10 protein-coding genes are annotated in these 14983 nt (G+C 41.1%); all 10 read left to right on the forward strand.

Annotated features, from left to right (window positions below):
- The first annotated feature begins 6 nt into the window (after positions 1 to 6).
- The 10 genes from D8849_RS05465 (at position 7) to D8849_RS05510 (ending at position 14944) form a co-directional block, all read left to right on the forward strand.
- Complete coding sequence (locus D8849_RS05465; protein WP_125386439.1) at positions 7 to 1467, forward strand: nicotinate phosphoribosyltransferase; 1461 nt, start codon at positions 7 to 9, stop codon at positions 1465 to 1467.
- The gene (gene nadE / locus D8849_RS05470; protein WP_125386440.1) at positions 1464 to 2288 is read left to right on the forward strand and encodes an ammonia-dependent NAD(+) synthetase; all 825 of its coding nucleotides are present in this window, start codon (positions 1464 to 1466) and stop codon (positions 2286 to 2288) included. The genes D8849_RS05465 and nadE overlap by 4 nt, the downstream gene beginning before the upstream one ends.
- A 448-nt stretch (positions 2289 to 2736) precedes the next feature.
- Positions 2737 to 3285 (forward strand): GNAT family N-acetyltransferase, encoded by a 549-nt coding sequence (locus D8849_RS05475; protein ID WP_125386441.1) that lies wholly within the window; start codon positions 2737 to 2739, stop codon positions 3283 to 3285.
- 166 nt (positions 3286 to 3451) lie between these two features.
- Positions 3452 to 4162, forward strand: a complete 711-nt coding sequence (gene ccdA2, locus D8849_RS05480) for a thiol-disulfide oxidoreductase-associated membrane protein CcdA2 (RefSeq protein WP_125386442.1) — start codon at positions 3452 to 3454, stop codon at positions 4160 to 4162.
- Between the two features lie 13 nt (positions 4163 to 4175).
- Complete coding sequence (locus tag D8849_RS05485) at positions 4176 to 4739, forward strand: redoxin family protein (protein ID WP_125386443.1); 564 nt, start codon at positions 4176 to 4178, stop codon at positions 4737 to 4739.
- 9 nt (positions 4740 to 4748) lie between these two features.
- Positions 4749 to 5861 (forward strand): peptide-methionine (R)-S-oxide reductase MsrB, encoded by a 1113-nt coding sequence (msrB, locus tag D8849_RS05490; protein ID WP_125386444.1) that lies wholly within the window; start codon positions 4749 to 4751, stop codon positions 5859 to 5861.
- Between the two features lie 70 nt (positions 5862 to 5931).
- Positions 5932 to 6669 carry a response regulator transcription factor gene (locus D8849_RS05495; RefSeq protein WP_049539829.1) on the forward strand — a complete coding sequence of 246 codons (738 nt, stop codon included), beginning with the start codon at positions 5932 to 5934 and terminating at the stop codon, positions 6667 to 6669.
- A complete protein-coding gene (locus tag D8849_RS05500) occupies positions 6666 to 8357 on the forward strand; it encodes a cache domain-containing sensor histidine kinase (RefSeq protein ID WP_125386445.1) in 1692 nt (563 codons plus the stop codon). Before D8849_RS05495 ends, D8849_RS05500 begins: the two co-directional genes overlap by 4 nt.
- Positions 8358 to 8471: 114 nt before the next feature.
- The gene (locus D8849_RS05505; protein ID WP_185756215.1) at positions 8472 to 9035 is read left to right on the forward strand and encodes a TIGR01440 family protein; all 564 of its coding nucleotides are present in this window, start codon (positions 8472 to 8474) and stop codon (positions 9033 to 9035) included.
- 2 nt (positions 9036 to 9037) lie between these two features.
- Complete coding sequence (locus tag D8849_RS05510; protein WP_125386447.1) at positions 9038 to 14944, forward strand: ZmpA/ZmpB/ZmpC family metallo-endopeptidase; 5907 nt, start codon at positions 9038 to 9040, stop codon at positions 14942 to 14944.
- Positions 14945 to 14983: the final 39 nt, after the last annotated feature.

Below are 14983 nucleotides of genomic sequence, written 5' to 3' on the forward strand. Positions count from 1 at the left end.
AAAAGTATGTATCCAGATGATAGTTTGACATTGCACACGGACTTGTACCAGATTAACATGATGCAGGTTTACTTTGACCAAGGAATTTACAATAAAAAGGCGGTCTTTGAGGTTTATTTCCGCCAACAGCCTTTTAAGAATGGCTATGCGGTTTTTGCAGGTTTGGAAAGAATTGTGAATTATCTTGAAGACTTGCGCTTTTCAGATAGTGATATTGCCTATTTGGAGTCGCTAGGCTATCATGGGGCATTCTTGGACTATCTCCGCAATTTCAAGTTGGAGTTGACTGTTCGTTCAGCTCAGGAAGGGGATTTGGTTTTTGCTAATGAACCGATTGTGCAGGTGGAAGGTCCTCTAGCCCAATGTCAGTTGGTTGAAACAGCTCTTTTGAACATCGTCAACTACCAGACCTTGGTGGCGACTAAGGCAGCTCGTATTCGCTCGGTTATTGAAGATGAACCCTTGATGGAGTTTGGAACACGTCGGGCTCAAGAAATGGATGCGGCTATCTGGGGAACACGCGCAGCGGTGATTGGTGGTGCCAATGGAACCAGCAATGTGCGTGCTGGTAAACTCTTTGACATTCCTGTCTTGGGGACCCATGCCCATGCCTTGGTACAGGTTTATGGTAATGACTATGAGGCCTTCAAGGCTTACGCTGCGACCCATAAAAATTGCGTCTTTCTTGTGGATACTTATGACACCCTTCGCATCGGTGTACCAGCTGCCATTCAGGTGGCGCGTGAGCTGGGTGACCAGATTAACTTTATGGGTGTGCGGATTGACTCGGGGGATATTGCCTACATTTCCAAGAAAGTCCGTCAGCAACTGGACGAGGCTGGATTTACAGAGGCTAAGATTTATGCTTCAAATGACCTAGATGAAAATACCATTCTCAACCTCAAGATGCAAAAGGCAAAGATTGATGTCTGGGGTGTGGGAACCAAGCTGATTACAGCCTATGATCAGCCAGCTCTTGGGGCAGTTTATAAGATTGTTGCAATTGAAGATGAAAATGGGAACATGCGCAATACGATTAAGCTGTCAAATAATGCTGAAAAAGTGTCTACGCCAGGTAAGAAGCAGGTGTGGCGTATTACCAGTCGTGAAAAAGGCAAGTCAGAAGGAGACTATATCACTTATGACGGTGTGGATGTGAGCGACATGACAGAAATCAAGATGTTCCATCCGACCTATACCTACATCAAGAAGACCGTTCGTAATTTTGATGCCGTTCCTCTCTTGGTGGATATCTTCAAAGACGGAAAATTGATATATAAACTGCCTAGCTTGACTGAGATTCAGGCTTATGCCCGTAAGGAATTTGACAAGCTTTGGGATGAGTACAAGCGCGTGCTCAATCCGCAGCATTATCCAGTGGATTTGGCGCGTGATGTATGGCAAGACAAGATGGACTTGATTGACAAAATGCGTAAGGAAGCCCTCGGTGAAGGAGAAGAAGAATGAGTTTGCAAGAAACGATTATCCAAGAACTGGGCGTGAAACCAGTGATTGATGCCCAGAAAGAAATCCGTCGTTCCATTGATTTCTTAAAAAGATTTCTGAAAAAACATCCCTTCCTAAAGACCTTTGTACTAGGGATTTCTGGAGGGCAGGACTCGACTTTGGCAGGTCGTTTGGCTCAACTAGCTATGGAAGAAATGCGAGCTGAAACTGGAGATGAAAATTATAAATTCATTGCAGTCCGCCTGCCTTATGGAGTACAAGCCGATGAAACAGATGCCCAAAAGGCTCTTGCTTTTATCCAGCCAGATATTAGCTTGGTGGTCAATATCAAGGAATCAGCTGATTCCATGACAGCTGCAGTTGAAGCGACAGGTAGTCCTGTTTCAGATTTCAACAAGGGCAATATCAAGGCTCGCTGCCGTATGATTGCTCAGTATGCCCTTGCGGGTGTCCATAGTGGAGCAGTAATTGGAACAGATCATGCTGCGGAAAATATCACAGGCTTTTTTACCAAGTTTGGTGACGGTGGTGCGGATATTCTCCCTCTTTACCGCCTCAATAAGCGTCAAGGAAAACAACTCTTGAAGGAACTTGGTGCAGACCCAGCCCTTTATGAAAAAATCCCCACAGCAGACCTAGAAGAAGATAAACCAGGTCTAGCTGATGAAGTAGCCCTCGGAGTCACTTATGAAGAGATTGACGACTACCTAGAAGGCAAAACAATCAGCCAAGAAGCCCAAGCGACCATTGAAAACTGGTGGCACAAAGGCCAACACAAACGCCACTTACCAATCACCGTCTTTGATGACTTTTGGGAGTAAAAAGGTCCGGGGGACCTTTTTAGCTTCTTGCCCTGAAACTCGAGAGCAAGAATAACCTCCAGTGGAGGTTTTCAGCCTCTCGCCTTGAAATAAGAAAGTGAGAGAAGGTCCGGGGGGCCTTTTTAGCCCGAGTCTAAAAATAGAAAAACGAGGAAGGTTCGGTAACTCACCGAGTTCGATTTTGTCGTCTCACCCCCGCAACGATGACTAGGTTTGAAAAAGCTTGCTAGAGCGTATTTCAAACCAGACAGCGACTGCGTCAAGGAACTAGATGAAAAACTTGTTTTTTAGTTGTTACTGAGTTTAGTCTTTTTACCCTGAGCATGGAAACAGGTAAGCGAAGAAGGTCCGAGAAACCTTTTTAGCTTATTACCTTGAAATTAAAAAGCAAAGTAAATCTAAATTGAGGTTGGGCAGAGAATCATTTATCAGAAAGCGAGGTAGCGTCATGAAAGCAATCGGTACGCAAATATTACACACAGATCGTTTAATCTTGCGAAGATTTGTGGAAAGTGATGCAGAAGCTATGTTTCAGAATTGGGCTTCATCTGATGAGAATCTAACCTACGTCACTTGGAATCCCCATCCTGATGTCGAGGTTACTCGGAACTCGATTCGAAAATGGGTTTCATCCTATGCTAATCTCAATTATTACAAATGGGCCATTTGTCTCAAAGAAAACCCAGAGCAGGTAATAGGAGATATCAGCATCGTTGCAATAGATGAGAACGATTCTTCTTGTGAAATTGGATATGTGCTAGGCAAGGCTTATTGGGGTCATGGTATGATGACAGAGGCCTTGAAAGCTGTCTTGGATTTTTGTTTTACTCAAGCAGGTTTTAAAAAGGTCAGAGCACGATATGCCAATCTTAATCCAGCTTCAGGTCGTGTCATGGAGAAGGCTGGAATGTCCTATCTAAAAACCATTGTCGATGGTGTAGAGAGAAAAGGATATCTGGCGGACTTAATTTATTATCAGATAAGTAGGGAAGAGTAGTGAATTTTCTTTTCTGTTTCTATCAAAGTCAGACTGTGTCTGGCTTTTTTTGCAATATTTTTTACATAACCTGATTAAATTCCTATTTTACCCTATCATTGTCCCTATTTTTTCTTGATTTTTGGAGCTATAATAGTCCTATCAAATCAAAGAATGGAGGAAGGCAATGGATACTATTATCTTTTTTATCAGTGTTTTTCTTGCTGGAATTCTTTCCTTCTTTTCTCCTTGTATTTTACCCTTGTTACCGGTCTATGCAGGGGTCTTGTTGGATGACAAAGATGGTGCTCAGGCTTCTAGTGGCAAATTTTCAATCTCACTTATTAGTTTATTGAGAACTTTGGCTTTTATAGCGGGGATTTCTTTTATCTTTATCTTACTGGGATATGGTGCTGGTTTTTTAGGAGACCTTTTGTATGCCTCTTGGTTTCAGTATGTGACGGGTGCGGTTATCATTCTCTTGGGATTACACCAGATGGAAGTCTTACATTTTCAGGGGCTCTACAAGGAAAGAAGGCTACAATTAAAGAGACAGGAGCAAAAGGGGAACGGTTATAGTCAGGCATTTTTACTAGGGTTGACCTTTAGCTTTGCTTGGACGCCTTGTGTGGGACCGGTTCTGGGCTCTGTTTTAGCCTTGGCGGCTTCAGGTGGCTCAGGTGCTTGGCAGGGGGCTGCTCTCATGTTGGTTTACACGCTGGGTTTGGCACTACCATTTTTGGTTCTAGCTCTAGCCTCCAGCTATGTTTTGAAACATTTCCGAAAACTTCATCCCTACCTTGGAACTCTCAAAAAAGTAGGTGGCTTCCTCATTATCGTGATGGGAATTTTGGTTCTTTTGGGAAATGCTTCCATTTTGACTACATTATTTGAATAGAGAGGAAAAAGAAATGAAAAAATGGCAAACATGTCTCCTTGGAGTCGGCTCAATCTGTTGCTTGGCAGCCTGTTCGACTAAAAATATGTCAGATGAATCTACTATGAAGGAGCAAACAAAAACAGAACAAGTCAGTTCACAAACTGCGACTAAAGGTCAGGCGGTTGCTGATTTTGAACTGACAGGAGTAGATGGCAAGACCTACCGCTTGTCTGATTACAAGGGCAAGAAAGTCTATCTCAAATTCTGGGCTTCTTGGTGTTCTATCTGTCTAGCCAGTCTTCCAGATACCGATGAAATTGCTAAGGATGCTGGTGATGACTATGTGGTCTTGACAGTGGTGTCTCCTGGACACAAGGGGGAACAAGCTGAAGCAGACTTTAAGAACTGGTACAAGGGCTTGGATTATAAAAATTTCCCAGTTCTAATTGATCCGTCAGGCAAACTTTTGGAAAGTTATGGTGTTCGTTCTTACCCAACTCAAGCCTTTATAGACAAGGAAGGTAAGCTAGTCAAAACGCAACCTGGTTTTATGGATAAGGATATGATTTTAAAAACATTGAAAGAAATGGGGTAGAGAAAGGCCATGAATGATAAAGTAAAATTGTTTGTTTTGGCAGGAATCTTTTTCCTAGCCATAAGCGGTTTCTATTTTCTATTGATGCGAAATGCAGGGCAGACAGATAGCTCGCAAATTGAGAAAGCATCAGTTAGCCAAGGAGGAAAAACAGTGAAAAAAACAGAAATTAGTAAAGATGCAGACTTGCATGAAATTTATCTAGCTGGAGGATGTTTCTGGGGAGTGGAGGAATACTTCTCACGCGTTCCCGGAGTAACGGATGCTGTTTCAGGCTATGCAAATGGTAGAGGGGAAACAACCAAGTACGAATTGATTAACCAAACAGGTCATGCGGAGACTGTTCATGTCACCTATGATGCCAAGCAAATTTCCCTCAAGGAAATCCTGCTTCATTATTTCCGCATTATCAATCCAACCAGCAAAAATAAACAAGGGAATGATGTGGGAACCCAGTACCGTACTGGTGTTTATTACACAGATGACAAGGATTTAGAGGTAATCAACCAAGTCTTTGATGAGGTGGCTAATAAATACGACCAACCTCTAGCAGTTGAAAAGGAAACCTTGAAGAATTTTGTAGTGGCAGAGGATTACCACCAAGACTACCTCAAGAAAAATCCAAATGGCTACTGCCATATCAATGTCAATCAGGCAGCCTATCCCGTCATCGATGCCAGCAAATACCCCAAACCAAGCGATGAAGAATTGAAAAAGACCTTGTCACCTGAGGAGTATGCAATTACTCAGAAAAATCAAACAGAACGGGCTTTCTCAAACCGCTACTGGGATAAATTTGAATCTGGTATCTATGTGGATGTGGCAACTGGCGAACCCCTCTTTTCATCAAAGGACAAGTTTGAGTCTGGTTGTGGTTGGCCTAGTTTTACCCAACCCATCAGTCCAGATGTTGCCACCTACAAGGAAGATAAGTCTTACAATATGACGCGTATGGAAGTGCGAAGCCGAGTTGGAGATTCTCACCTTGGCCATGTCTTTACGGATGGACCTCAGGATAAGGGTGGCTTGCGCTACTGTATCAATAGTCTTTCCATCCGCTTTATTTCCAAAGACCAAATGGAAGAAAAAGGCTACGCTTATTTACTAGATTATGTTGATTAAGAGGGCTTTCCTAAGCAGTTAGAGGAGAATTTTGCTATACTGATACTAGTAAGTGACAAAGGAGAGAAGCATGACCTATACAATCTTAATCGTAGAAGATGAATATCTGGTAAGACAAGGCTTGACCAAGCTGGTCAATGTAGCAGCCTACGATATGGAAATCATCGGTCAGGCTGAAAATGGAAGGCAGGCTTGGGACTTAATCCAAAAACAGGTGCCAGATATCATTCTAACCGATATCAACATGCCTCAGCTAAATGGCATCCAGTTAGCCAGTCTGGTCCGAGAAACCTATCCTCAGGTGCATTTGGTCTTTTTAACAGGTTACGATGATTTTGATTATGCTTTGTCTGCTGTCAAACTAGGTGTGGACGATTACCTGCTCAAGCCCTTTTCTCGTCAGGATATTGAGGAAATGTTGGGGAAAATCAAGCAAAAGTTGGATAAGGAAGAAAAGGAAGAGCAATTACAAGATTTATTGACCGATAAGTTTGAGGGAAATATGGCCCAGAAAATCCAGTCCCATCTGGCTGATAGCCAGTTTAGTTTAAAGTCTTTGGCCAGTGACTTGGGCTTTAGTCCGACTTATCTGAGTTCTTTGATTAAGAAAGAGTTGGGACTACCTTTTCAGGATTACCTGGTGAGAGAACGTGTCAAACAAGCCAAGCTCTTGCTTTTAACTACAGATCTGAAGATTTATGAGATCGCAGAGAAAGTTGGTTTTGAAGATATGAACTACTTTACCCAACGTTTTAAACAGATTGCAGGTGTGACACCTCGTCAGTTTAAGAAGGGAGAAGGCCGATGAAGCGTTCTTCTCTCCTAGTCAGAATGGTTATTTCCATCTTTCTGGTCTTTCTCATTCTCCTAGCTCTGGTCGGGACTTTCTACTATCAATCTAGTTCATCAGCCATTGAGGCTACTATTGAGGGCAATAGCCAAACGACTATCAGTCAGACTAGCCACTTTATTCAGTCTTATATCAAAAAATTAGAAACCACCTCTACCAGTTTGACCCAGCAGACGGATGTCCTAGCCTATGCGGAGAATCCCAGTCAAGACAAGGTCAAGGGAATTCGAGATCTATTTTTGACTATCTTGAAGGCAGACAAGGACTTGAAAACTGTTGTGCTGGTGACTAAATCCGGTCAGGTCATTTCTACGGATGATAGTGTGCAGATGAAAACCTCCTCTGATATGATGGCTGAGGATTGGTACCAAAAGGCTATTCATCAGGGAGCCATGCCAGTTTTGACCCCAGCTCGTAAATCAGATAGTCAGTGGGTTATTTCTATCACTCAAGAACTTGTTGATGCAAAGGGAGCCAATCTGGGTGTACTTCGTTTGGATATTTCTTATGAAACTCTGGAAGCCTATCTAAATCAACTCCAGTTGGGGCAGCAGGGCTTTGCCTTTATCATCAATGAAAACCATGAATTTGTTTATCATCCTCAACACACAGTTTATAGTTCGTCTAGCGAAATGGAGGCTATGAAACCCTACATTGAGACAGGGCAGGGCTATACTCCAGATCACAAATCCTACGTCAGTCAGGAAAGGATTGCTGGAACTGATTGGACGGTGCTTGGTGTGTCTTCGTTGGAGAAGTTAGACCAGGTTCGGAGTCAACTCATGTGGACCTTGCTTGGAGCCAGTGTCACATCTCTTCTTGCCTGTCTCTGCTTGGTGTGGCTTAGTCTTAAACGCTGGATTGCTCCTCTGAATGACTTGAGAGAAACCATGCTGGAGATTGCTTCTGGTAATCAGAATCTTCGTGCGAAGGAAACTGGTGCCCATGAACTGAGAGAAGTGACTCGTCAGTTCAATGCCATGTTGGATCAGATTGATCAGCTGATGACGGATATTCGCAGGCAGGAAGAGACGACCCGTCAGTACCAACTTCAAGCCCTATCGAGCCAGATTAATCCGCATTTCCTCTATAATACATTGGACACCATCATTTGGATGGCTGAATTTCAGGATAGTCAGCGAGTGGTTCAGGTGACTAAGTCCTTGGCGACCTATTTCCGCTTGGCGCTCAATCAAGGCAAGGATTTGATTTGCCTGTCTGACGAAATCAATCATGTCCGCCAGTATCTCTTTATCCAGAAACAACGTTATGGAGATAAGCTGGAATACGAAATTAATGAAAATCCTGCCTTTGATAAGCTAGTCTTGCCAAAGCTGGTCCTACAACCTCTTGTAGAGAATGCTCTTTACCATGGCATCAAGGAGAAAGAAGGTCAGGGTCATATTAGAGTCTCTGTCCAGAAACAGAATTCAGGATTGGTCATCCGTATTGAGGATGATGGAGTAGGCTTCCAAAATGTTAGCTATAGTAGTCAAAGTCAGCTCAAACGTGGGGGAGTTGGTCTTCAAAATGTTGACCAACGGCTCAAACTTTATTTTGGAGAACATTACCAAATGAAGATTGATTCTACTCTTTTAAAAGGCACGACAGTTGAAATATACATAAATAGAATAGAAACTAGCTAACTCCCAGTTCATTCTGGGAGTTTTATGCGTAATTAGGCAAGCTTTCTAGGTTGTCTATCTTGCTAAAAAGTAGAAAAAACGATATGATAGATAATGACAAAAGAGGTATCAAGTATGAAGGAAAAAGACATTCGAAGAGAAACAAGCCAGATTGTAAAAGATGTATTAGAAAAGGCCAATTTGAAGCAAGGATCTATCTTTGTTTTGGGCCTTTCTTCTAGTGAGGTGATAGGTGGTCAGATTGGCAAGGAATCTAGCCAAGAAATTGGGGAAATCATTGTGAAGACCATCCTAGATATCTTAGAGGAAAAAGGAATTCATCTAGCTGTTCAAGGTTGTGAACATGTCAATCGGGCCCTCGTCGTTGAACGTCAGGTGGCAGAGCAGTTTGGTCTGGAAATCGTCAGTGTCCTTCCTACCCTTCATGCAGGAGGTTCAGGTCAGTTGGCAGCCTTCAAGTTTATGCAAGATCCAGTTGAGGTTGAATTTATCAAGGCTCATGCTGGATTGGATATCGGAGACACTGCAATTGGTATGCATATCAAGCATGTTCAGGTTCCGATTCGCCCTCTTTTGAGAGAAATTGGGCATGCCCATGTAACGGCTCTTGCTAGTCGTCCCAAATTAATTGGAGGTGCGCGTGCGCATTATCCACAAGATTCTATCAGAAAGTCGTGAGAATGAAAAAAACAAAACAACAACTAGAAAAAATCACCAAATATTCGATTCGTAAGCTAACTGTTGGGGTAGGTCCTGTAGTCATTGGGGCCTTCCTTTTTGGAGCCAGTACCCTTTCAGTAGATAAGGTGCACGCCAATGAAGTCGGTGGTGCTCATAGTGTTCATTACCGTTATTTGGCGGAGCAGGAATTGACCGAGTCTGAAAAAGCCTTAATTCACCATGAAGTCCCTTCGGAGTTTCAAGAGGATGATATTATCTATGCAGTGTATCGAAAGAAAGCTAGTACCTACCAAGAACTTCCTTATACAGGGAGTAAAGAATTAGCCTTGGCTGGTATAGGGTTGGCTACGGCTTCTTTGGCTGTTTTATTAATCTCTAAAAAACATCGTGGTAAGGTGCTTGGTGTCTTATTAATTAGTTCGATTGGTGCAAGCAACTTTGTTCCTTTCACCACATTTGCGTTTGAAAATAAAGAATTGCTTTCTTATAACCAAACTATTTCGGCTTCTACACATGAAGGTTTGGCTGAAGGGATTATCCACATTGATGGCTATGAATATATTGGTTACTTCAAGGAAGCAGAACTTCACCCATCAAGACCAGCTTCAGCTGAGAAGCCTCAGTTGCCAGTAGAAAAGCAAAGTGCAAATGAAATCGAGAAGACAGAAGTAGTTCAAGAAACACCAGTTTCTGAGAAACATCAGACAAGACTGGAAGAGAGCTTGGTGGAGATTCCTTTTGAAACAATCACAAGTCCAGATGCGAATCTAGCAGAAGGACAGACTCGTATCGTCACAGCTGGAGTAAATGGTCAGCGTCGCATTGTAACCAAAGTATCGATGGTTAATGGTCAAGAAGTTAGAGAAGTCATCGAAGACCAAGTGGTTCAAAATCCTGTTTCGCAAGTCATTGCAGTCGGAACTAAGAAAGAAGAGCAACCTGCCCCAACTCCAGTACCACAAGCTGAACCAACGCATCAGGTAGCTAAAGGAACGCAAGAGGCAGGCAAAGAAGGTCAAGCCTTAACGCAACCAACCTTACCAGAGGCTCCAGTTGAAGCAAAAGGAACCCAAGAGGCAGGCAAAGAAGGTCAAGCTCTAACACAACCAGAACTACCAGAGGCTCCAGTTGAAGCAAAAGGAACCCAAGAGGCAGACAAAGCAGGTCAAGCTCTAACACAACCAGAACTACCAGAGGCTCCAGTTGAAGCAAAAGGTACCCAAGAGGAAGGCAAAGCAGGTCAAGCTCTTACACAGCCAAAATTACCAGAAGCCCAAGTAGAAGTAAAAGGTACCCAAGAGGAAGGTAAAGCAGGTCAAGCCCTTATACAAGAACAGTTACCTGAGTACAAAGTAACTGAGGGAGCGGTTACGAAAGAAACTACTACTGAGATTGACTATAAGACAGAAATTATCGAGGATCCAACCAAATATACGGATGAAGAAACTGTAGTTCAAGATGGAGAAAAGGGCAGTAAAATTACCAAAACGACTTATAAGACTCTCGAAGGTGTTGAGACTGAGCAAGTTTTAAATACAACAACTACTGTTGTCAAAGAACCAGTCACTAAAAAAATAAGCCGTGGGACAAAACCAATTGAAGGAACTCTGGTGGAAGAAAGTCTTGAAAAGATTCCATTTAAGGAAGTTCTTAAAGAAGATGACCAACTGAAAAAGGGTGAAAGAGTTACTGTCCAAGAAGGAAAAGATGGGCAGAAAAAAGTTACCAAGACTTACAAAACTCTCAAAGGTTTAAAAACTGAAGAAGCACCTAAAATTGTGGAACAGGTTCTGGAGTTAGACCAAGATCGTATCGTCAAATTAGGAACTAAAAACTTTGAAAAACCAATCTTAAGTTTGTCACTTGTTGATGTTAATGATTTGAAACGATCATCTCAAATTCGTTATAATTTGGAAAATCCAAGTAAGACAGCCATTAAATCTATTACCTTAACTCTGAAAAAGGGTGATGAAATTGTTAAAACTTTGAATGTTTCACCAGACGACTTGACAACGACCCTGACAGATTTGCAGTACTACAAGGATTATAAACTTGAAACGAAGATGGTTTATAATTTAGGTGAAGGTGATCAAGAAGAAGTTCTTAAAGAAGAACCTCTAAGAATTGACCTTAAAAAAGTTGAAATTAAAAACATCAAAGAAACAAGCTTGATGAGTGTGGATGCTGACGGTAACGAAACAGATTCTAGTTTGCTTACAGAGAAACCAGCTGATCTTGCTCCGCTTTATCTACGAGTAACCACTCATGATAACAAAACAACCAGACTGGCTGTTGATAAGATTGAAGAAGTCACAGTTGATGGCAAGACCTTGTATAAGGTCACTGCCAAAGCACCTGATTTGATTCAACGTAATGCTGATAATACACTTAGCGAAGAGTATGTTCATTACTTTGAAAAGCAAAAAGCAAAAGTCGGAAATGTCTACTACAACTTCAAAGAATTAATTGAAGATATGCAAAAAGATCCGACTGGCACATTTAAGCTTGGTAGCAATATCAATGCTGCGAACGTTAAACCAGCAGGAAAATCTTATGTTACTAATGCTTTCAAAGGAACATTAACAAGCACTGATGGTAATAAATTTACTATTAGCAATATGAACAGACCTTTATTCGGTGATATTGTCGGTGGTACTGTTAAAGATTTACTACTTGAAAATGTAAATATCGACATGCCAGGTACTGATAGGATTGCGCCACTAGCGAATGTTATCAAAAATAATGCGACTGTAGAGAACATTAAAGTAACAGGTAACGTTGTTGGTAATAATGATGTATCTGGTGTTATCAATAAAATTGATGGTAGTGGAAAATTAAGTAACGTTGCATTTATCGGTAAAGTACACGCTGCTGGAAATCGAGGTGGTTACTTAACAGGTATAGTCGGTGAAAACTGGAAAGGTATTGTAGAAAAAGCTTATGTTGATGCTGAAATCACAGGTAACAAAGCTAAAGCTGCCGGAATCGTATATTCATCTCAAAACGGTGGCAACAACAATACTTTAGGTAAAGAAGGTACTCTTCGAAACTCTGTAGCAAAAGGCTCTATTGAACTGAAAGAAGCCGTTATGTCTGGTGGACTGTTAGGGACTAACTGGGCACTAGGGGCTATAGAAGACAACATCACTATGATGAAAGTTAAGACTGGTGAAATGGTCTTTGGTCATTCTGATATTGATGCTGATGATTACTTTACATACTCTAGAACGAAGCGCAACTACAGTGTTGAGGGTGTAAGTGAAGGTAAAAAGACTTATAAAAACTCAAATAAAGTCCCTAGCATAAGTCAAGAAAAAGCGGATGAATTAATCGCTAAAATGGGAATTACTGCTGATAAATTCGAAAGCACACTTCCTGTTGAAGACAAACTGAACAACATTGTAAGTAAGGCTGATCAATACAAAAATATTGATGACTACGATGCATCTCGTGAGCTTGCTTACCGAAACATTGAAAAACTTCAACCATTCTATAATAAAGAATGGATTGTTAACCAAGGTAACAAGATTCCTGCTGGTTCTAAATTATTAACTACAGAAGTTTTGTCTGTTACTGCGATGAAAGGAAATGACTTTGTCACCGACCTTACAGATGCTGACCATATTATGGTTCACTACGCAGATAAGACAAAAGAAATTAAAGCTATTACACAAAAAGAATCTAAGGTTCAACAAGTTCGTGAATATAGTATTAACGATTTAGATGATATTGTTTACACACCAAACATGGTTGTTAAAGATCGTGCAGATTTAACCAGCGCTATCGAAAGCAAGTTAAGTCCAGTAGAATTACAATCTGATCCGATTTACCAACACTTGGGTAGAACTGGTGGCAACAAAGTCAATGCAATTAAGGATTTGTATTTAGAAGAAAGCTTCAAGTACGTCAAAGATAATCTTACTCAATTCGTTACGAAGTTAGTAGAAAATGAAGATCACCAACTGAACACTGATGAAGCTGCAAAACGTGCCTTGATTAAGAAAATCGATGACAATAAGGCTGCAGTTCTTCTTGGTTTGTCTTACCTCAACCGATACTACGGAGTTAAATTTGATGACTTTAATATTAAAGAATTAATGCTATTCAAACCTGACTTCTACGGTAAGAATGTTGGTGTGTTAGACTTCTTGATTAAGGTTGGTTCTAAAGAAAGTAACATTAAAGGTGATAGAACTTTAGAAGCTTATCGTGAAACGATCGGTGGAGTTATCGGTATAGGCGAGTTAAACAGTTTCTTAGACTATAATATGCGTCTATTCACAAGTGACACAGACTTAAACGATTGGTTCATAAAAGCAACTAAAGATAATGTATATATCGTTGAACCTAAAACAACAACTCCTGAATTTGCTGATAAGAAACACAGAGCCTACGAGGGATTAAACAACGACATGCATGGTAAGATGATTCTGCCACTTCTGAATTTAAAAGATGCACATATGTTCTTAATCTCAACATATAATACTATGGCTTACAGTTCATTTGAAAAATACGGTAAGAATACTGCGGAAGAACGTGAAGCATTCAAAGCTGAAATCAATAAAGTCGCTAAAGGTCAACAAAATTACCTAGACTTCTGGTCTCGTTTATCATTAGATAAAGTTCGTAATCAACTGCTTAAGAGCAACAACATGGTACCAACACCTGTGTTAGATAACCAAAACTATAAAGGAATCAGCACAGATAAATACGGACATACGAATAGTGGTAAGGATGTAGCACCTATCCGTGAATTATACGGACCAACAGGTCGCTACCATGCTACTGACTGGCGTATGGGAGCTGTAGCTCGTATTTACGGTAACCCTTATAAGGATGATTCAGTCTTCTTCATGGTTACTGATATGATTAGTGACTTTGGTATCTCAGCCTTCACTCACGAAACGACTCACGTAAATGATCGCATGGTTTACCTAGGTGGTTCAAGACACCGTGAAGGTACTGACCTAGAAGCATTTGCACAAGGTATGTTGCAATCACCTGCTGAAACAAGTCCAAACGGTGACTTTAAAGCACTAGGATTGAACATGGCCTACGAACGTCCAAACGATGGAAACCAATGGTACAACACAAATCCAAATGACCTTACTTCTCGCGCTGAAATCGATCATTACATGAAAGGTTTCAACGATACATTAATGCTTCTTGATTACCTTGAAGGAGAAGCTGTACTTAATAAAGGCAGCAAAGAACTAAACAACGCTTGGTTCAAGAAAGTGGACAAAAAACTGCGTGGAGCTAATACGAAGAACCAATACGATGAGGTCCGTGATCTGAATGCAGAAGAAAAAGAATATAACTTAACTTCTGTTAACGACCTAGTAGATAAGAACTTCATGACCAAACATGGTCCTGGTAATGGTACTTATGACCCAACTGGATTTGGCTCTGCCTATGTAACAGTGCCTATCACTGCAGGTATTTACGGTGGTAATACAAGTGAAGGGGCTCCAGGAGCAATGTCATTCAAGCATAACACCTTCCGTATGTGGGGTTACTTTGGATACGAAAAAGGTTTCCTAAATTATGCTTCTAACATGCTGAAAAATGAGTCTAAACAAGCAGGTCATGCTACTCTTGGAGATGACTTCATCATTAAGAAAGTTTCTGATGGTAAATTTAATACTCTAGAAGATTGGAAGAAAGCATACTTCAAAGAAGTTGTTGATAAAGCAAAAGCAGGATTTAACCCTGTTACAATCGATGGTACTACATACAGTAGTTATGATGACTTGAAGAATGCATTTGCTGCAGCCGTTGAAAAAGATAAAGCTACTCTTAAGAATGGATCAGTTAAATTTGATAATACTGTTACACTTAAAGAGAAACTATACAAAAAACTTCTTCAACAAACAAATAGCTTTAAAACTTCAATCTTTAAATAATCGAAATCTCTCATCTGCTTTGCGGATGAGGGTTTTCTT

Origin of the sequence: Streptococcus mitis, from assembly GCF_003942765.1 — a bacterium.
Classification (GTDB): domain Bacteria; phylum Bacillota; class Bacilli; order Lactobacillales; family Streptococcaceae; genus Streptococcus; species Streptococcus mitis_BE.